At 70.9% G+C, this 19,242-nt stretch carries 15 protein-coding genes; 4 read left to right on the top strand and 11 right to left on the bottom strand.

The annotated features are described in order from the left end of the window. Positions 1–284: 284 nt before the first annotated feature. The 7 genes from JIG36_RS25885 to JIG36_RS25855 all read right to left on the bottom strand — a co-directional run bounded on the left by JIG36_RS25885 (position 285) and on the right by JIG36_RS25855 (position 10,173). Complete coding sequence (locus tag JIG36_RS25885; protein WP_203378988.1) at positions 285–959, bottom strand: hypothetical protein; 675 nt, start codon at positions 957–959, stop codon at positions 285–287. After that, entirely contained in the window at positions 956–1,762 is an 807-nt protein-coding gene (locus tag JIG36_RS25880; RefSeq protein WP_203378987.1) for an ATP-binding cassette domain-containing protein, read from the bottom strand. The genes JIG36_RS25885 and JIG36_RS25880 overlap by 4 nt, the downstream gene beginning before the upstream one ends. Continuing rightward, positions 1,755–2,084 carry a PadR family transcriptional regulator gene (locus JIG36_RS25875; protein ID WP_203378986.1) on the bottom strand — a complete coding sequence of 110 codons (330 nt, stop codon included), beginning with the start codon at positions 2,082–2,084 and terminating at the stop codon, positions 1,755–1,757. The genes JIG36_RS25880 and JIG36_RS25875 overlap by 8 nt, the downstream gene beginning before the upstream one ends. A 46-nt stretch (positions 2,085–2,130) precedes the next feature. Next, positions 2,131–2,382 carry a DUF4242 domain-containing protein gene (locus JIG36_RS25870; RefSeq protein ID WP_203378985.1) on the bottom strand — a complete coding sequence of 84 codons (252 nt, stop codon included), beginning with the start codon at positions 2,380–2,382 and terminating at the stop codon, positions 2,131–2,133. A gap of 76 nt (positions 2,383–2,458) precedes the next feature. After that, positions 2,459–5,176, bottom strand: coding sequence for an AAA family ATPase (locus JIG36_RS25865; protein WP_203378984.1), 2,718 nt, complete (start codon positions 5,174–5,176; stop codon positions 2,459–2,461). Positions 5,177–5,283: 107 nt separating this feature from the next. Continuing rightward, entirely contained in the window at positions 5,284–5,892 is a 609-nt protein-coding gene (lexA, locus tag JIG36_RS25860) for a transcriptional repressor LexA (protein WP_203378983.1), read from the bottom strand. A 123-nt stretch (positions 5,893–6,015) separates the two neighbouring features. Then, complete coding sequence (locus tag JIG36_RS25855; protein WP_203378982.1) at positions 6,016–10,173, bottom strand: hypothetical protein; 4,158 nt, start codon at positions 10,171–10,173, stop codon at positions 6,016–6,018. A 227-nt stretch (positions 10,174–10,400) separates the two neighbouring features. Here JIG36_RS25855 and JIG36_RS25850 point away from each other — a divergent pair, with 227 nt between their 5' ends. Together JIG36_RS25850 and JIG36_RS25845 are read left to right on the top strand one after the other, a co-directional pair. Continuing rightward, positions 10,401–10,904, top strand: coding sequence for an acyl-CoA thioesterase (locus tag JIG36_RS25850; RefSeq protein WP_203378981.1), 504 nt, complete (start codon positions 10,401–10,403; stop codon positions 10,902–10,904). 66 nt (positions 10,905–10,970) lie between these two features. After that, a complete protein-coding gene (locus JIG36_RS25845; RefSeq protein ID WP_203378980.1) occupies positions 10,971–12,911 on the top strand; it encodes an acetoacetate--CoA ligase in 1,941 nt (646 codons plus the stop codon). A 104-nt stretch (positions 12,912–13,015) separates the two neighbouring features. On the opposite strand, the gene JIG36_RS25840 is transcribed toward JIG36_RS25845, so the two are convergent. After that, the gene (locus tag JIG36_RS25840) at positions 13,016–13,720 is read right to left on the bottom strand and encodes a TIGR03089 family protein (RefSeq protein ID WP_203378979.1); all 705 of its coding nucleotides are present in this window, start codon (positions 13,718–13,720) and stop codon (positions 13,016–13,018) included. A 160-nt stretch (positions 13,721–13,880) separates the two neighbouring features. Between JIG36_RS25840 and JIG36_RS25835 the strand changes: the two genes are divergently transcribed. Together JIG36_RS25835 and JIG36_RS25830 are read left to right on the top strand one after the other, a co-directional pair. Then, positions 13,881–15,032 (top strand): glycosyltransferase family 4 protein, encoded by a 1,152-nt coding sequence (locus tag JIG36_RS25835; RefSeq protein ID WP_203378978.1) that lies wholly within the window; start codon positions 13,881–13,883, stop codon positions 15,030–15,032. Between the two features lie 18 nt (positions 15,033–15,050). After that, a complete protein-coding gene (locus JIG36_RS25830) occupies positions 15,051–16,166 on the top strand; it encodes a mannose-1-phosphate guanylyltransferase (protein ID WP_203378977.1) in 1,116 nt (371 codons plus the stop codon). 53 nt (positions 16,167–16,219) lie between these two features. On the opposite strand, the gene JIG36_RS25825 is transcribed toward JIG36_RS25830, so the two are convergent. The 3 genes from JIG36_RS25825 to cofD all read right to left on the bottom strand — a co-directional run bounded on the left by JIG36_RS25825 (position 16,220) and on the right by cofD (position 19,179). Then, on the bottom strand, positions 16,220–16,783 hold the full coding sequence (locus JIG36_RS25825) for an NUDIX hydrolase (protein WP_203378976.1): 564 nt from the start codon (positions 16,781–16,783) through the stop codon (positions 16,220–16,222). 9 nt (positions 16,784–16,792) lie between these two features. Further along, positions 16,793–17,842: a coenzyme F420-0:L-glutamate ligase gene (locus tag JIG36_RS25820; protein WP_307872913.1), complete on the bottom strand. Its 1,050-nt coding sequence runs from the start codon at positions 17,840–17,842 to the stop codon at positions 16,793–16,795. Positions 17,843–18,222: 380 nt separating this feature from the next. After that, positions 18,223–19,179, bottom strand: a complete 957-nt coding sequence (cofD, locus tag JIG36_RS25815) for a 2-phospho-L-lactate transferase (RefSeq protein WP_203378974.1) — start codon at positions 19,177–19,179, stop codon at positions 18,223–18,225. Positions 19,180–19,242: the final 63 nt, after the last annotated feature.

Genomic DNA, 19,242 nt, shown 5'->3' with positions numbered 1-19,242 from the left:
GCCGGCACGCCTCGCCGGTACCTACTCCCTGTTCCACAAGATCCAAATATGCGCGCCGCTGTTCAGCCTTGCCCAACCCATTGACCCAGCCCGCACCAGAACCCTCGAACACCTGACAACCCCACGTTGAACTCAGGTGTTGCGACGACCCCTTGAACCGGAGGCGGGTGGGGGAGGTGGTGGCAAAAACACCACTACCCAGCGATCTTGCGCGCCGGGAACGGCGACGTGGCCGCGGTGACAGCAGGGCAGGGCGAGCCGCCTGCGGTGAAGGCGCCAAGCTCTCAGGGCTCCGGATAACGGGCCAGCCGCAACCGCCAATGGAAGACCAGCAACGTCCCGGCCGTGCAGATCAGCCAGGTCACCCCGGCGTGCGCCAGGCCCCGCCACACCAGGTCGATGCTTCCGCCGTCGACGGCGTAATTGCCGACCTCGCGCGCCGACCAGAACGGCATCAGCTTGGCGATCAGGCCGGCCGGGTCGGCCAGCATCTGCACCGAGCTGATGCTCAGCAGGGCCAGGGCGCCGTCCAGTTCGCGGGGCAGCAGGGCACCGATCAGGCTCCCTACGGGGGCCGCCACCAGCGCCGAGACCAGCATCATCACGCCGGCCGCCCACATGTGGGGCAGGTCCTGGTCGACGGCGACCATCGACCAGTAGAACGATGCCAGCAGCACCCCGACGCCGGTCATGGCGAGCAGCCGCCCGCCGATGATGCCGCTCACCGAAGCGCCGGTGAGGCGCAGGCGCGGGTCGACGCCGCGGGACGCGTTCACCACGAAGAGCGTGAGCGTCGAGATCGCCCAGCCGATGCCGAGGGTGAGCGCCCGCGTCGACTGGCCCGACAGGTCGCGGCGCACCAGATAGAACCAGAACGGCAGGGTGATCACGAGCAGGAGGGCGGCGCGGCGCCGGCCCACCTCGACGGCCGAGAGCCGGGCCACCACGAGGGTTGTCATGCGGATGCTCCCAGGTCGAGGACGTGGTCGACGTTCTGCAGGTCGTGCAGCAGGTGGGTGACCACCACGACCGCCCGGCCGGCGTCGCGCCAGGCCAGCACCTGCTGCCAGAAATCCACATAGGAACCCTGGTCGAAACCCTGGTAGGGCTCGTCGAGCAGCAGCAGGTCGGGGGCGTGCAGTTCGCCCAGCACCAGGTTGAGTTTCTGCCGGGTGCCGCCGGACATCTGCTGCGCGCGTTGCTGCCGGGTCGGTCGCCAGGCGAGCCGGGTCGCCAGGTGTACGCCGGTGGACCGCGCCCGCCCGGGAACCATGCCCGCGGCCGAGCCGAACAGCGTGAAGTGTTCCTCGGCGGTCAGCCACCCGGCCGTCCCGCCGTCCTGCGGCACGAATCCCACCCGGCGGGTGCGCTTCACGGTGCCCCCGCTGGGCCGGGTCAGTCCGGCGCAGATGCGCAGCAGCGTCGACTTGCCACAGCCGTTGGCGCCGACGATGGCGGCGACTTCTCCACCCCGTACGGACAAATTCACATCCCGCAGCACCGTACGGCGTCGGTATCGCTTACTCACCCCGGTCAGGCTCAGCATCACCGGGCCGGCTTCATACCGCGTACGCGGGGAGGGGGTTCTGAGCTCGGCGACCAGGTGACGCGCGTACAGATGGGCCGGTCCGAACACCTCGGCCGGCGTGGCCGCGCTCTCGGCCGCCTGCTGGGTGGTCTCGTCGGCCAGGCGGCGTGCGCGGGCCGGTTGCAGACCGAGGCGCACCAGTTCGCTCTCGAAGGTCGTCGGCCAGTCACTCATGCGGCACCCCGCTGAGCAGCGCGTCGACCCCGTCGCGGAACCGTTGCCAGTCGCCGGCCTGGGCCGCCAGCACGTCGAGGCCGGCCTCGGTGATCGCGTAGTACTTGCGCCGGGGCCCGTTCTCGGAGGGCGCCCAGCTGGGAAGGGCGAGTCCCTGCTCTTCGAGCCGGAGCAGCGCCGGATAGAGGGTGCCGCCGGGCACGTCGGCGACACCGGCCGTGGCGAGCCGCTGCGACAGGCCGTAGCCGTAGTCGGGGCGTTCCCGCAGCATCGCGAGCAGGCACAGATCGAGGAAGCCGTGCAACCACGGCCGGGGCGTCATGGCTAGTCAGGCTACCTGGTTAGTAGGCAGCCTGACTAGCAGGTCGTCAAGAACCCTCGTTCACCCGGTAGATCTCGTCGGCGACCAGACCGTGCGCCTTGCGGTGCACCTCGGCCGCGGCCTCCTCCGACGGGGCGTCGACCAGGCAGAAGATCTTGCCTTGGGCCTCGTCGACCCAGTAGCGCAGATAGTTGACGCCGAACTCGCCCTGAGTCGCGAGATCGGCCTGGTGTGCCTTGACCACGTCGTCCAGGCTCACGCCGCCGCTGACGGTGTGCACGTCCATGTAGATGCTCATGTCTCGACCGTAGGGAGACCGGAGCCGGGCCGAATCGGAAGCGATTACCTAGTTTTCGCGGGCGACTACCCAGCGACTACCTGGTGACCAGACCACGGCGCTCGGCCTCGGCGGCGGCCACCGACCGGGTCGGGGCGCCGAGCTTGCCCAGTACGGCCGACACGTGGTGGTCGACCGTCTTGACCGAGAGCACCAGCTGAGCGGCGATCTCGGCGTTGGTCCGGCCCGCGACGATCAGGCCCAGCACCTCGTGCTCACGCCGGGTCAGCCCGGCCGGATGAGCGCGGGTCGCCGAACGCGGGCCGACCGGCACCGACCGCACCCCATGCTTGCGCAGCCGTCCCCGGGTCAGGCGCGCGGCGGGGGCGGCGCCGAGCTCGTCGAAGATTGTCAGCGCCTCCCGCAGCCGGCCGATGTCGTCGCCGTCGAGCAGGGCCAGGCCGGCCTCGTAACGGCTTCCCACCTTCGTCCAGGCGGCGGCCGATCCGGTGGCGTCACCCTCCAGCAGCAGGCGGTAGGGCTCGGCGACCGGGCGTCCGATCAACCGCGACGAGCCCGTACGGCGGAGCCACACCGCGACACTTCCGCACAACCAGGCGTTGCCCGCGGTCGCCGCATCCGCTGCCAGTTCGGCCTCGCGGCGGGCCGCGGCCGGGTTGCCGGAGAGCCAGCGCCATTCGGCCCGGGCCACGCGCGCGGCGACAATCCACTGTGGTTCGGCCGAGCCGTCGGCGGTCGCGGCCGCCTCGTCCAGCAGCGGCTCGACCTCGTCGCCACCCCGGCGGACGAGCACGGTGGCCAGGCCGACCAGGGGGCTGATCCGGTTGATCGGTGTCGCCACGACCTCGGTCAGCAGCCGGCGGGCCAGGAGGGTGGCGTCGTCCCAGCGGTCCGTACGGGCGAGGGTGATCACGTGTTCGCCGTGCAGGCAGGTGCCGAACGCCGCCACGTCGTGCTCGTCGCAGAACGCCACCCCGTCCACATAGAACTGGTGGGCCTCGTCGTACTGCCGCTCGCAGGTCAGCAGCCCGTAGAGGTTCCGGTAGGCGCGCGCCGCCTCCTCCTCGTGCCCGTGCTCCAGCGCCACCTCGAGCGCCTGGTGCAGCCGGTCCCGCCACGGTTGGCCGCTCATCGCCAGCGCGCACGCGTGCGTGTTCAGGGCGTCGCTCAACACGTCGAGCCGCGGGCCGGCAAGTTCCTGCGCCCGTACGGACAGAGTGACCGCCTCGTCGTGCCGATCGGTCAGCATCGACAGGGTCGCGAGGTGGGCGTACGCGAGGGCGAGTTCCGGCCCCCCGAACGGTTCCAGGATCTCCCGGGCGCGCTCGGCCAGGGGCATCGCCTCCCGCTGCCGGCACAGCGTGACCAGTGCCTCGGAGAGTCGTCGCAGCGCGTCACCCTCCCGGCGGCGGTCACCGACGGCGTGCCACAGGCGACGGGCGTGCGCGGCCGCGTCGGCGAGGTCGGCGCCGCGATCCACCAGCGTCAGCTCGTCACAGAGCCGGTCATAGAGCTTTGCCCGTACGGCGTCAGGAAGGTCACCGGCGAACCGCAACGCACGCTCGTACTGGGCTGCGGCTTCCCGGTGCGAGGCCAGTTCGGCGGCGCGGGTGGCCGCCCGTACGGAAAAGAAGTGGGCCGCTTCCGCGTCACCGGCCGCCTCGGCGTGGAAGGCCATCATCGCGTCGTCGTCGCTGTCGTGCGCGCGCAGCCGGTCCAGGATCGTGGCGTGCGCGGCCGCCCGCCGGTGCGCCGGAACCGCCTGCTCGACGGCGCGGCGGGCCAGTTCGTGCCGGAACCGCAACCCCGTACCGTCGCCGCCCCTGCCCGCCCGACCGCCGCCGCTACTCAGCCCGCCACCGGCGCTCAACCCGCCGTTCGACCCGCCACCGGCGCTCAGCCCGGCGCCGGCCAAGTCATCGCTGGTGATCAGCCCGGTGCCGACCGCCTCGTCGAGCCCGTCGCCGATCAGCCGCGGATCGATGCGGCCACAGATCAGCGCGGCCAGATCGAGCGCCGCCCGGCCGGTCTCACTCAGCCCCACAGCCCGGGCCAGAACGGCATCGCGGACCGAGGGCGGCACCTCGTTGACGGCGCCGCGCGTTGCGGCCCCGGCTGTGGTGGCATCGGCCCGTGCTGCGGCGGCCTGGGCCGGCGCTGCGGTGGTGCCGGCCCGCACGATCTCGGTCACGAAGAACGGGTTGCCGCCGGTCAGCCCGTACAACTCGTCCGCGGGCAGACCGCTCTCGGCCGCCAGTTCCGCCACCGCCGCGGGGGAGAGCGGGCCGAGTTCGATCCGCCGCGTGGCGCGCAGCTCACTGAGCCGGCCAAGCGCGACCCGCAACGCCGGGGACTCCAGGTCGCGATACGTGACCAGCAGCAGCGTGTTGCGCAGGCGGCGGGCCAGGAAGCGTACGAGGTCGACGGTCGCCTCATCGGCCCAGTGCAGATCCTCGATCACCAGCACCGTCTCGCGCCGGTCGAGCTCCCGCAGCAGCGCGTCGAACAGATCGTCACGCGGCGCCCGGGCCCGGGCCAGTTCGAGAAGCTCGCCGCCGAGTTCGGCGGCCAGGTCGAAGAGGGGCCCGAGCGGGCGCGGTGTGTAGAGCCCGTCGCAGAGCCCCCAGGCCCATCGGCAGTCCGCTTCCGGTTGCTGGCGCAGCGCTTCGACCAGGGCCGACTTGCCGACTCCGGCGTCACCGGCGACAAGCACCAGCCGCCCGTCACCGGCGCGGGCCTCACGCGCGTACCGAATCAGTGCGGCCAGCGCGTCCGCGCGCTCCAGCAGGAACATGACGCCAGTCTGGGCCGCCCGATCGCGTCCGCGCCATCGTGTTTGCGGCCGGGCCCACCGTCAGATCCTCGACTGACCGCCGCCCCCGAACGCCGGCGGCCCCGAGGTCAGACGCGACGGAGGACCGTCACGACCCGGCCCAGGATGGTGGCGTCGTCGCCCGGGATGACGTCGTAGGCGGGATTGCGCGGAACCAGTTCGATGTGGCCGCCGTTGCGACGCAGAACCTTGACCGTGGCCTCCCCGTCGATCATCGCGGCCACGATGTCGCCGTTGTCGGCGACCTGCTGCTGGCGCACGACCACCGTGTCGCCGTCGCAGATCGCGGCCTCGATCATCGAGTCGCCCTTGACCTTCAGGGCGAACAGCGTGCCGTGGCCGACCAGGCTCAGCGGGAGGTTGAGCTCCTCGTCGACATGCTCGTCGGCCAGGATCGGCGCACCGGCCGCGATCGTGCCGAGCACCGGAACCGGAACGTTGGCCTGCTCACCCGGCGTGCGTACGTCGATCGCCCGCGACCCGCGCGCACCGCGACGGATGTATCCGCGGTCGTCGAGCACCTTGAGCTGATGGGCCACCGACGACGGCGAGTCGAGCCCGACGGCGGCGCCGATCTCGCGGATGGTCGGGGGATAGCCGTGCTGGTCGATCCACTCGCGGATCATCGACAGGATCTGCCGTTGACGCTTGCTCAGGGGCACGTCGTCCGTGGACATGCGGTGATGATACTACATCTTTCGATCATCTGTACGACTCGAACGGGTGACCGCCCGTAACCTTTCGCCCGAAGCCCCAGCTCAGTCCTCGGCCCCCAGCCCTCAGCCCTCTGCTCTCGGTCCTCAGCTCTCGGCCGAGCTCGGCTGCCGCTGCGCCGGGATCTCGGGCTCGTCCGGCGGCCGCTCCATGTTCATCACGGTCATCTCACGCTTCTCGGCCGCGCTCCCGTCCGCACCCCGCGGAACAATCCGCCCGGTCGGATCCTCAGCGAAGTCAGGCCGCTCAGCATCGGCAATCGACACCGTCGCCGGTCGCGGCCCCTCCTCATCCGGTGACGCCGAGTCCGCAGCCGACGCCGGGGAGGCCGCGCCCGTGGCTGGCGGCTGCGATGCCGGCGTCGGGCCTGTGGCCTGCTGCGGGGCCGCGCCGGTGGCTGATGGCTGCGTTGCTGCCGTGGGTGACGCGGAATCCGCATCCGTGGCCGGGGCCGCTTCCGCAGCGGCTGCCTGGGGGCCGGAGACCGTGGCCTTCCCCTGAACCGACAACCGGATGATTTCGGTGCGTTCTCCCGGCGGCTCGACGTATCCGGGCCGGATGACCTGCGTACGGTCCGCATCCAGCTTGATCATCTTCGTCTCGTCCCCGCCGCCCTTCCCGAGCGGACCCTCGACCCGCCCCGGGTGACTGGCGATCCCGGCCGGCGGCGTCGGCGGCAGAAGGCGCAGCTCATCGGCCGACGGGGCGACTTTCCCACCGTCCGTACGGCCTGAGCCCGCCCCACCGTTGCCCACCCCGCTCGCGGCGGGATCCGGCGGCACGACGCTGATCGCCTGGGTCTGGTCCGGATCGGGGCCGTCGAGGGACCGGGTGATCTCGAGGTCCTCCGCCACGCCCCCGGAGTCCGTGTCGGGTGTCTCGAGCAACCGGGCGGCCGCAACGTCCTCCGGCGGCACGATGGTGATCGCCTGAGTCTGGTCCGGGTCCGGCGCGTCGAGCGACCGGGTGATCTCGGCACCCGAGGGCACAACAGTGAACGCGTACGTCCGATCCGGGTCCGGCGCCCCGAAGGGCCGCGTGGTCTCCACGTCATCGTCGGCCACGGTGGCGTTCGGTTGGGCCTGTCCCTGAGGTCCGAGCCACGGAATGACCCTCGCCGGTTCGGCCGGAGCCACCCGGATCGTCTGCGTACGCTCCGGATCCGGCGCACTGAACGACCGCGTGACCTCAGCATCATCCGGCGACACATCGGCACCGGACTGCGTGACCTCGCCCAATGGCTGCGCAGTCTCCCGACCGACCGTCGAATACGTGATCCCAGCTTCGTCCGGCGGCACAACAGTGATCGAGTGCGTGGTCTCTTCACCGACCAGCGGATGCGCGACCCCGGCGTAGCCCGACGAAACGACGGCGATGGAGTTGGTCGTCTCTTCACCGATCGGGGAGTGCGTGACCTCGTTGTCGTCCGACGAAACGACGGCGACGGAGTTGGTGGTGTCTTCACCGATCGGGGAGTGCCTGATCTCGGCGTCGTCCGACGACACAACGGTGATCGAGTGCGTGGTCTCCTCACCGACATGCGCGGCTTCGGCGTAGTCCGGCCGGAACACCTGGATCGTCTGGGTCCGCTCGGGGTCGGGCGCACTCAGCGACCGCGTCACCTCGGCCCCACTCAGATCCGGCCCGGCCGCATCCGGCGCAGCCACCGACGCCCGCGCCCTGGCCGGCTCGTTGACGCTGTCCGGCTCATCGCCCAGACCCGGGGTGACCTGAAGCTTGGTGGTCATCTCCCCAAGATTGATCGCACGCGTGCGATCCGGATCGGGCGCGTCGAACGACCGGGTCTCCTCGAACTCCGGCGGCACCGCCCGCGTCGCCGGCGCAGCCTTGGCCTTCCCGACAACAATCAGATCAGCGAACCCGTCATCCGCCCGAGCCTCATCGTCAGCCCCACCCGACGACTCCGAACCCTCGCCGGCACCTTCCACGCCCTCAGCAGCGGCAACCCGAGCCGAAGCACCCTCAGCGGCGGCAGAGACGTCAGCGGCGTCAGTCTCCGTCGGCTCGGCCTCGGCGGATTGTTCGGTCGCGTCGGTCTCTTCTGGCGGAGCGCTGGCGGCGGCGTCCTCGGTGGCGTCGGTCTGGTCAGCAAAAGCACCCGTGGCGGTGTCCTCAGCTGCCGCGTTCCCAGCTGCGGTGTCCTCAGCAGCGTCAGCGTTCACAGCGGTGACGTCAGCAGCAGCCGCGTTGTCGTCGACAACCTCGGCGGCCGCGATCTCGTCAGCGGCACTGCTCGCAGCAGTAGCGTCACTTACGGAGTCTTCTGCGCTCTCGGCGTCGGCTTCGGCCGTAACGGACTCCACGCCCGGCACGTGGTTGCCCGCAGCGGTCGTTGCCTCGAGCACAGCCGTAGGCTCGGATTCGGACCCGGCCGTGGAGGCATCGGGCTCTTCGCTCACAGGCGCAGCATCGGCAGCGGATCCCGTGAGGACCGTCGTCTTTTCGTCGTCCACCGCCCCGCTGCCGGTGTCGACCGCCTTCTCCGCACTGGTGTCGGCGCTCTGAAGAACGGCTGTCGTTTCCTCGGCATCGACGACTGCGGGGTCGGCCGTACCCGAGCCGACCGTTTCGTCGCCAACCTCGCTGCCACCGTCAGCCGCCTCGGCGACCGCGGAGTCATTGACGGCTTCGAGATCCGTGGTCGGCGTGTCGAGGTCGGCCCCCGGCGCGTCGGAATCGTCGAGGCCACCGCCGGTCTGGAGTTCCGCCCCGGCCGGCGTGTCGACTGCGCCGGGAGTGTTGGCGCTCGGCGTGTCAGCCTCGTCGGGCGCGTCGCTGCTGTCGTCGTGCTGGGCCGGCGCGGGCTCTTCCGGAGCGGCCGGTGACTCTGTTCCCTCGAGGGCGGCCGGGTTGGCCGGCTCGTCGACAGCGGCTGGCGTCGCATCTTCCTGGAGAGCAGCCGGCGCGGTGCGGCTTTCAAGGTTCTGGCCGCCGGCCGGTGTCAGCTCCAAGTCTTGGACCTGGGGCTTCGTCGGCGGCGGGGTTACGGTGGCGCGCCTGGTCGAGGCTTGGCCGTTGAAGAGGGCAGCGACCGTAGCGGCCTCGTCGGAGGAGACGACTACCACGGTCTGGCGCTCGTCGCGGAACGTCGACAACGCGATGGTGGCCTCGTCCTCCGGTGCGACCGCGGCCACCTCGCGCAAGGGCCCGGCCAGGGACATCGCGGCAACACTCGGCTCTTCCGCAGCGGTCTCGGCCGCGGTCGATTCTTCGGTTGTTGCGTCGGCCTCAGCCTGCGTGTCCGGCTTGTCCGGTGTGACCGCGACATTGTCCGGTGCGGCCGCGACATTTGCCCCGGTGGGCTCGTCGTCCGAGTTGATCTGGGCGGTCGCTTCGTCGGCGGTCGCGTCGGACAGGGTCGGCTCATCCGCCGAAACGGGCTGGGCCGCTGTGCTTGCGGTGATCTCGCTGTCGGCGTCCGGCGTGGTCGAAGTCATCGGCGCCAGAACGGTCGTCGCCTCGTCGGTGTCGTCCGCGACGGCGGGGTCACCCGCGTTCAACCCGTCCGTGCCCCGCCCGCCCTCGGCACGGTCGCCCGCGACCAGGCCATTCATGGCGGGACTGCTCGTGGGTCCGAGGTCACCCGTGGCGACGTCTCCATCCGCGGAATCGGCGTCGGCGAACGACCGGGCGTCGGTCGCGCCAGCCGCGGCGGCCGGGGCCATCGGGGACAGGACGGTGGTCGGCTCGTCGGAGGACTCGGCCGGCGTCGGCGCCGGCATTCGGGTTCCGGTGGATGTGGGGTCGTTCGACGGCAGCACCGTCGTGGCGTCGGCCGCGGTCGGGACCACCGATGCCACGGTCGCCGGCTCTTCGCGCGCGGGGAGCGGGACTGTCGTCGCGTTCGAGGGCGGCATCGCGGGCAGCCGCATCACCGTCGTCGGGTCGGGGTCGGCGGGGTGGGCGGGCGGCGCCGGTGCTGTCACACGGGCGCGGCCCACCGGGCCGATCAGCGGCAGCACCGGCGGTTGGTAGGCGGCCCATCGACGCGCGCTCAACGCCGTACAGAGAAGAGGTATCGCCAGCATCGCCGCGAGGCCGTAACCGGGGCGGCTCAGGTCGAAGCTCTCCTTCGCCACCGAGGCCGGCCACACCGCCGCGTAACCCGACGGCGACACCAGCGCCCACAGCGATATGCCCAGGTAGGCCAGCCCGCCGAAGACCGGCCCGGCGGGGGAGACGGGTGCGAGGAGCAAGATTCCGTACGCGGCCCCGGCGAGCACCAGGAGCAGCAGGCCCGTCGCCGACTCGACGGCGAAGTCTCCGCGCCCCCGGGTGGTCAGGTCGTGGGTGAAGCCAACCCCGGCGAGAACCCACACCGCCGGTGCCAGTACGAGGGCATACAAGATCGACCTGAAGTGGCGCACGCTTTCTCTCCCCGGTGGCTGGCTGCCCGACGAACGTACCGTCGAGGGGCAACCGGGCGGAAGGACGCCGTAACGTACGCCGCATGAATGAGGGCCGCCCCACCAGCCATTCCAGGGTCACCCTGAGCCGAATCATGACCGCCGTCGACGTCAATCTGTACGGCACCGTGCACGGTGGTGTGCTGATGAAGTTCGTCGATGACGTGGCCGGCGCGGCGGCGGCCCGGCACAGCGGCGGTACGGCGGTCACGGCCGCGATCGACGAGATCCTGTTCCTCGAGCCGGTGCGCGTCGGCGATCTGGTGCACGCGTACGCGCAAGTGAACTGGACCGGCTCGACGTCGATGGAGGTGGGCGTCAAGCTGTCGGCCGAGCGCTGGGACGTGGTCGCCGCCGAACCGCTCACCGTGGCGACCGCTTATCTCGTGTTCGTGGCGGTGGATGTGGCCGGCCACCCGAGAAACGTGCCCCCGGTGGTGCCGGAGAACGCGGATGACGAGCGCCGGTTCCGTGAGGCTCTGATCCGGCGGGAGCACCGCCTGGCCCGCCGCGCGGCTATTCAAAAGGCCAGGGCGGAGCAGGACTGAAAGCCAGGGCAGAACCGGACTCGAAGCCAGGACAGCTCGGCACTGAGTGAGCATTAAGGTGATCGCATGACCGGCACAGTGTTGTGGCAGCCACCGGCGGATGTTCGCGAGACGTCCCGGATCGGGCGCTATATGTCCTGGCTGGAGCGCGAACACGGACGATCGTTCGCCGACTACGCCGAGCTGTGGCAATGGTCCGTCGACGATCTTCCGGCGTTCTGGCAGTCGATCTGGGGCTACTTCGAGGTGATCGCGCACGACCCGCCGTCGAGCGTGTTGCCCGAGGCGGAGATGCCCGGCGCGAAGTGGTTCCCCGGCGCCACCCTCAACTACGCCGAGAACGTTCTGCGCATGCCCGGCCTGGCCGACGACGACCCGGTGGTCCTGGCCTACTCACAGACCCGCGCCCCGCAAACGCTGACAAAACACGAGCTGAAGGAAAAAGTCCGGTTCGTACGGGCGGGGCTCCGCGCGCGAGGCATCAAGCAGGGCGACCGGGTAGCGGCGTACGCCCCGAACATCCCCGAGACGTACATCCTCATGCTCGCCACGGCCAGCCTGGGAGCGGTCTTCTCGAGCTGCGCCCCCGAGTTCGGCGTACGCAGCGTGATCGACCGCTGGCAACAGATCGAACCCAAGATCCTGGTCGCGGTCGACGGCTACCGCTACGGCGACAAGCCCATCAACCGCGCCGACGAGGTGGCCGCGATCAAGGCCGCCCTCCCGTCCCTCGAACACGTCGTCACCATCGGCTATCTCGACCCCGCCAACGACACGTTCGGTGAGCTGGCCCGCGAGACCGACGAGCCCATGGCGTACGCGGGAACGCCTTTTGATCATCCGCTCTACGTGCTCTACAGCTCCGGCACCACCGGGCTGCCCAAGCCGATCGTGCACGGCCACGGTGGCATCCTCCTCGAACACCTCAAGATGCTGGCCCTGCATCACGACCTCGGCCCCGGCGACCGGTTCTTCTGGTTCACCACCACCGGCTGGATGATGTGGAACTTCCTGGTCAGCGGCCCGGCGGTCGGCGCCGCCATCGTGCTGTTCGACGGCAACCCCGGCTATCCGGACATGTCGGCCCTGTGGGATCTCGTCGACGAGGCCGGCATCACCTATTTCGGCACGTCGGCGCCGTTCCTCATGGCCTGCCGCAAGGCCGGCGTCACCCCACGCAAGCCGGGCCTCAAGGGGATCGGCTCGACCGGCGCGCCGCTGCCACCCGAGGGTTTCGACTGGGTCTACGAGGCCGTCGGCCGTGGCCTGCAACTGCAGTCGCTCTCCGGCGGCACCGACGTGTGCACGGGATTTGTGGGTTCTGTCCCGCTGCTCCCCGTGGTCGAGGGCAAGATCGCGTGCCGGGCGCTGGGAGCCCGGGTCCAGGCGTACGACCCCGAGGGGCGTCCGGTGATCGATGAGCTCGGCGAGCTGGTCATCACCGCGCCGATGCCGAGCATGCCGGTCGGCTTCTGGAACGACCTCGATGGCAAGCGTTACCGGGAGGCCTACTTCGACTACTTCCCGGGCGTCTGGCGGCACGGCGACTGGATCACGATCGGCGCCGACGGCTCCTGCGTGATCACCGGCCGCTCCGACGCGACCCTCAACCGCGGCGGCGTGAGGCTGGGCACCGCCGAGTTCTACTCCGTGGTCGAGAGCCTGCCCGAGATCGCCGATTCCGTGGTCGTGCACCTGGAGAAGGACGACAACCCGAACGGCGAGCTGCTGCTGTTCGTCGTGCCGGCGGAGGGGCGCGAGCTCGACGAAGCGCTCCGCCGCAAGATCGCCGGTGAGTTGCGTTCGGCGTTGTCGCCGCGCCACATCCCCGACGAGATCTATGCCGTACGGGCGGTGCCCCGCACCCTGTCCGCGAAGAAGCTCGAAGTTCCGGTCAAGCGCATCCTCACCGGCACCCCGGTCGAGTCGGCCGCGGCCAAGGGCGCCCTGGCCAACCCGGAGTCGCTGCTGGCCTTCGAAGACCTGGCCCGCAAGCGCACGGGCTGACCTACGCCGGCCGGCCCGCCCGCGATCGGCGTGATTCGGCCGGCCCTGCCCGCGCTCGGCGTGATTCGGCCGGCGCCTGTTCGCGAACGGCGGGGCGAGCCGGGCTAGGCGACGACCAGCGTCACCTTCTCGGAATCGACCCGGCCGCTCACCTTGGCCGGGTCGAGGTGGGCGCAGAGCACGATCGACGCGCCCGCCACCAGCGGCGCCAGCAGCCAGTCGACCGGGTCGAAGCGAGTGGTCGCGTCGATCAGCACCCGCCCGCCGGCCTCGATGCCGAGCTCGGTGGCGCGCGCCCGGGCCGCCGTCAGAACCTCGGCGTGCGTGCGGTCATTCAGGGCGAGATCGTCCGCGGCGACCGGCTGCCCCGGGAAGTAATCACCGAACTGGCGCACCTCGAGCACGTAGTCGGCGAAACCTTCCGGTAGCGCCCGCAAAGGCATCGCGAACGGCAGCAGTCCCGTCGCGTACCGGTCCGGGGCTTTTGTCGTTGCGTTCTGATCCGGCGAGGTGAACAACGCGTCGGCCGACTCCGGATCGCTGATCTCGGCCGTGACGCCGGCCGACCAGACCCCGAGCAGGATCGCCGCGGTCTGCCAGTGCGGCGGGAGTGTCACCGCGGCGGTGTCACCGGTCGCCAGCCCCAGGCCGTCGACCAGCAGATTTGCGGTCTTCGAGACCCAGTTGTCCAGAGTCGCACCGGACAATTCGGTCCGATCGCCGCTCGTGTCGTCGTAGAACGTCAGCAGTGGGCTCGCCGGGTCGCGGCGCACCGAGGACGCCAGCACCTGCGGGATCGTCGTCTCCACGGGATCAACGATAGGGGGATTACGCAGAGTAATTGATCCTGAGCAGGCGATGAGAACCAGGAAACGCTTGGAACAAGGCGGTGTCGCGGTCACGTGCGTGATGCATTCCGGGCGTACGCTTGCCAGTGGTCTGAATTACAACCTCTTTGGGAGTTGCCTCGTGACCGCCGGTCGCCCCCCGCGAGTGCTCGTCGACGCCACCAGCGTCCCCGCAGACCGAGGAGGAGTCGGCAGATACGTCGACGGCTTGCTCGGCGCCCTCGGACGGATGGACCCCGACCGGGTCGATCTGGCCGTGGTGGCCCAGCGGTCGGATGCGGAGCGTTACAGCCGCATGCTCGACAACAAGGCCGAGGTGATCGCCGGCCCGGCCGCCGTCGCGCACCGGCCCGCCCGGCTCGCGTGGGAGCAGACGGGTCTGCCCCTGCTCGCGCAGCAGGTCGGCGCCCAGGTGCTGCACTCACCCTTCTACACATGCCCGCTCCGCGCCGGATGCCCGGTCACGGTGACCGTGCACGACGCGACGTTCTTCACCGAACCGGAGCATTACGACAACACCAAGCGCACGTTCTTCCGCAGCGCGATCAAGACGTCGCTGCGCCGCGCGGCCCGGGTGATCGTGCCCAGCAAGGCCACCCGCGACGAGCTGATCCGCCTGCTCGACGCCGACCCGACCCACATCGACGTGGCCTACCACGGCGTCGACCAGGCGGCCTTCCACGCGCCGACCGAGGAGGAGAAGGCCCGCGTGAGGGCTCGGCTCGGCCTCACCGACGCGGGTTATGTCGCGTTCCTCGGCGCCAAGGAACCGCGCAAAAATGTGCCCAACCTGATCCGGGGCTGGGCCCGTGCCGTCGCCGACTGGCCGCACCCGCCCGCGCTGGTGCTCGCCGGTGGCCAGGGTCACGACGACGAGATCGACCGCGCGGTGGCCGAGGTGCCCTCCCACCTGCGCCTGCTGCGCCCGGGTTATCTGCGTTACGCCGACCTGCCCGGCTTCCTGGGCGGGGCGCTGGTCGCGTGCTACCCGTCGTTCGGTGAGGGCTTCGGCCTGCCGATCCTCGAGGCGATGGCCTGCGCTACTCCGGTTCTGACGACCCCGCGCCTGTCGCTGCCCGAGGTCGGCGGTGACGCTGTCGCCTACACGACAGAAGATCCCGACCGCATCGCGGCCGACCTCGCTGACCTGCTGCACGACGAGCCGCGACGTCTCACGTTGGCCAAGGCGGGCTTCGACCGGGCCAAGGAATTCACCTGGGCGTCGAGTGCGGAAGTGCACGTCACAACCTGGAAACGAGTAGCGGCCCTCTGACCTTTACACTCTGTGCGCATGAGCGATCAACTCGACGGCCTGTACGGCGTGGTTCTCGCGGGCGGGACGGGCACCCGGCTGTGGCCGCTGTCCCGTGCCGGGCACCCCAAGTTCCTGCATCCGCTGACCGGCACCGATGCGTCGCTGCTGCAGGCCACGGTCGACCGCCTCGACCTGCTGGCGCCGATGGACCGCATTTTTGTCGTCACCGGCGTGGCGCACGCGGCCGCGGTCTCCCGTCAACTCGAGTCCGTCCCCGAGGCCAACGTCCTGGTCGAGCCGTCACCACGTGACTCGTGCGCGGCGATCGCCCTGGCCGCGGCCGTGATCGCCCGCCGCAACCCCGAGGCGATCATGGGGTCGTTCGCGTCCGACCACCTGATCTCCGACAAGGAAGGCTTCACCGAGGTCATCCGGAAGGCGATGGTGGGCGCCCGCGAGGGGCTGCTCATGACGCTCGGCATCACCCCGACCCGCCCCGAGACGGGCTACGGCTATCTTCAGTGCGGCAACGCGATCGGCGACAGCCCCGTGCTTTCGGTCGAGGAGTTCAAGGAGAAGCCCACGTACGACGTAGCCGAGGGTTACGTGAAGTCGGGCAACTACCTGTGGAACGCCGGCATGTTCGTCTGGCGGGTCGACGCGTTCCTGGCCGAGCTGACCCGGCAGCAGCCCCAGCTCGCGTCGGGCATCTCGCGCATCGCGCAGGCCTGGGAGACGGGCGCGCGCGAGGAGGTGCTGGGCGAGGTCTGGCCGACCCTGCCGCGCATCTCGGTCGACTACGCGGTCATGGAAGGCGCGGCCACGGTCGGCCGGGTGGGCACGGTCACCGGCGACTTCGGCTGGAACGACGTCGGCGACTTCCACACGCTGGGTGAGGTGCTGGCGGCCGACCCGTCCGGCAACGTGGTGGTGGGTCACGACATCGAGCAGAAGTCCGGCGTGCTGCTGCGCGAGACCGAGGGCCTGGTGGTCGTGCCGACCCAGGGCCGTCTGATCGCGGCCATGGGCGTGCGTGACCTGGTCATCGTCGACACCCCCGACGCCGTCCTGGTGATCCCGCGCGAGCGCGCGCAGGAGGTCAAGAGCCTGGTCGACGAGCTCAAGGAGCTGGGCCAGCACGGCTACGTCTGATCGACGCCACGGTGGCGCCGCGCCCGGCTCGGGGATGACCCGGCCGGAGGAGATCAGCTCAGGCGGGCCAGGGCCGGTGCGATCTGCTGGACCGTTCCGGAAGCGAGCGGGCTCGGCAGGTCGTCCGGCGTGAACCACGCCAGCTCGGCCGACTCCTCGCTGATCCGCTCGCGGGTGCCGGCCGGGCAGCGCAGCAGAAAACGTACGTCGTAATGCACCGAAGGCGTCGTCGGCTCACCGTCGGCGGCGCCGCAGCGCACCGGGTGGATGTCGATGTCGATCGGTGTCTCGTCCAGCACCAGCCCCGCGATGCCCGACTCCTCGGTGGCCTCGCGAAGGGCGGCCGCGGCCAGTGTCGCGTCGCTGGTCTCGCAGTGGCCGCCCAGCTGCATCCACAGGCCGAGCCGCCCGTGCAGACAGAGCAGCACCCGCCCGTCCCCGTCGACGATCAGGGCGCTGGCCGTGATGTGACCGGCCCGGTGGGCCCGGGTCATGGCGACCGGGCCGTCGGCCAGCAGTTCCAGGCACTGCTTGCGGGCCACATCGGCCTCGGCCGAGGTGGCATGCCATCCGCTGAGCACCCGTACGGCGTCCGCGTGCAGATCTTCGACGGTCAACGTGGGTCCTCAGATTCCGGAGAGCTCGAGACGGATGCCGTCCTCGTGGGGCAGCGACAGCGTGACGATCGACTCGGCGGCCAGGGCGGCCCGCAGCCGGTGCGCGTCGGCGCCCAGCCGCATCCACCCGGCCGGCGAGGCGTCGCGGGTCGTCAGGTGCAGCGCGGCCGTGGCGCCGCTGCCGGTGACGACCTCGGCCGGGGTGACCGTGATGGCATGAGAGAGCAGGTCGGCCACGGCGGCCGCGGCCCGGTCGACGGCGGCCGGATCGACCGGGAGGCCGGGCAGTGCACCGTCGGGAAGCTGGGCGGCGTCGCGCAGGCCGGTCGAGCGGGCCTCGGCGGTGCCCAGGCTGAACATGTCGGACGCGGCGTCGCGCAGCAGCACCGACGCGCCTCCGGAGTCGCGGATGCCGGATCGGGGATAGCCCCGCACAACGGCCACCGGCACCTGGTCGCATTTGCCCTTGACGAGTTCACCGGCGGCGGCCAGCTCGTCGATCACGGCCATCTGGGTGATTTCGAGCTCATTCCCGTACGGGTCGGTCTCGCCCCGATGGTCCCGGATCGGCTCGATTCCGGCCGCTCCCAGCGCCACGTCGGTCAGCCCGTTGCGCCACGCCCGGCCCATCGTGTCGGAGACGATGACGCCCACGTCGAGCCCGCGCGCACGGAAGTCGGCCCGCAGCCGCTGAGCCGACGCGTCGGGGTCGGCCGGCAGCAGCACGAGGTGGGTCTTGTCGACGTTGGAGGCGTCGATGCCGGCCGCCGCCATGACAAAGCCGTGATGGGTCTGCACGATCGTCGTCGGCCCGCGGCGCGCCACCACCCGGGCGGTCTCGGAGGCCAGCGCGACCCGGCGGGCCTCGTCGCGTTCCGGCCCGTCGGCCGGGACCTCGACCAGCCGCCCCTCGGCCTTCGACACGATCTTGCTGGTGACCACCAGCACGTCACCGTCGGCGATCCACGGCGCGGCCGCGGTGATCAGCTCGGCCAGATCGTCGCCGGCCACGATGTGCCCGATCCCGCGCACCGGCAGGATCTCCAGCCCGTCCGTCACGACGAAGTCCCCTCTGCGGTGAGTTTCCCCGCCCAGCTTGCCCAACGCGACACCGAACCGCGACACCGGGTCACGCTGATCACTTCCATCCGCCATACATCTCTCCGACAGCGAGCGCCACGAAGCACGCACCACCGTCCCGCGCAAGCAGCGATCCCACACCCGCGCGCCGGGCCTCACACCCACGCCCGCGCGAGTCGAGCCCCACGCCGCGCCCACGCCCACGCACCGAGTGGCATCGCGCCCCTCATCAAGCGCCGGCTCCACACCAACGCGGCGAGCGGCTTCATGCCCACGCGGCGAGCCCACACCCGCGCGCCGAGCCCCACACCAGCGCGCGGAGCCTTCCGCCCGCGCGGCGAGCGGCCCCGCCGGCGGGGTCAGGCGATGCCGGCCAGGGCCAGCGCGTCCTTCACCATCTGGGCCGTGGCCTCTTCGGAGCTCATCCACAACGGGACCGCGCGGGTCTCGACGCCGGGGATCTCGACGCCGGCGTCGGACGTGTCGACCAGCCAGCCGTCGAGCAGGCCGCCGGTGGAACGGGCGCCGTAGAGCCCGCCGACACCCGTGGGCGAGACCTCGACGTTGAGCGTGGCCAGGCACTTGTCGGCCATGCCGCGCAGCGGGGAGCCACCGATGATCGGGGAGACGCCGACGACCGGGGCCGAACCGCCGGCCACGGCGTCGCGGATCGCGTCGACGGCCAGGATCGGGGCGATGCTCACCACGGGGTTGCTCGGCGCGACCAGCACCACGTCGGCCCCGGCGATCGCCTCGAGCACCCCGGGTGCGGGCTTGGCCGCCTCGGCGCCGACGAAGACGAAACGGTGGGTCGGCACGTCGCCGCGGTAGCGCACCCACCACTCCTGGAAGTGGATCGCCTTGCGCTCGCCCTCGACGTCGGCCACCACGTGGGTCTCCAGCCGGTCGTCGGTGGCCGGCAGCAGCGTGACGCCGGGCTGCCAGCGGGTGCACAGGGCGGCCGTGACCTGGGAGAGCGGGTAGCCGGCGTTGAGCATCTGGGTGCGTACGAGATGGGTGGCCGTGTCTTTGTCGCCCAGGCCGAACCACGACGGCTCGGCGCCGTAGGCCGCCAACTCCTGCTTGACCACCCAGGTCTCGCCGACCTGGCCCCAGCCCCGATCGGGATCGTGGGCGCCGCCCAGCGTGTACATCACACTGTCGAGGTCGGGGCAGATCTGCAAGCCGTGCATGCGCACGTCGTCGCCGACGTTGACCACGGCGGTCACCTCGGCGCCGAGCGCGCGCGCCTGTGCCCGCACGCCGACGAGAAACTTGGCGCCGCCGATGCCACCGGAGAGGACCACGATCCGCATACCGACCATCCTCCCGCACGGGTGTGACAGAACGCGCCGCCGGGTATCGGTGCTGGGTGCGAG

Source organism: Paractinoplanes ovalisporus (genome assembly GCF_016834655.1).
Taxonomy (GTDB): domain Bacteria; phylum Actinomycetota; class Actinomycetes; order Mycobacteriales; family Micromonosporaceae; genus Actinoplanes; species Actinoplanes ovalisporus.
Note: the sequence above shows the minus strand (reverse complement) of the source record. Positions and strands in the feature narration are given on the sequence as shown.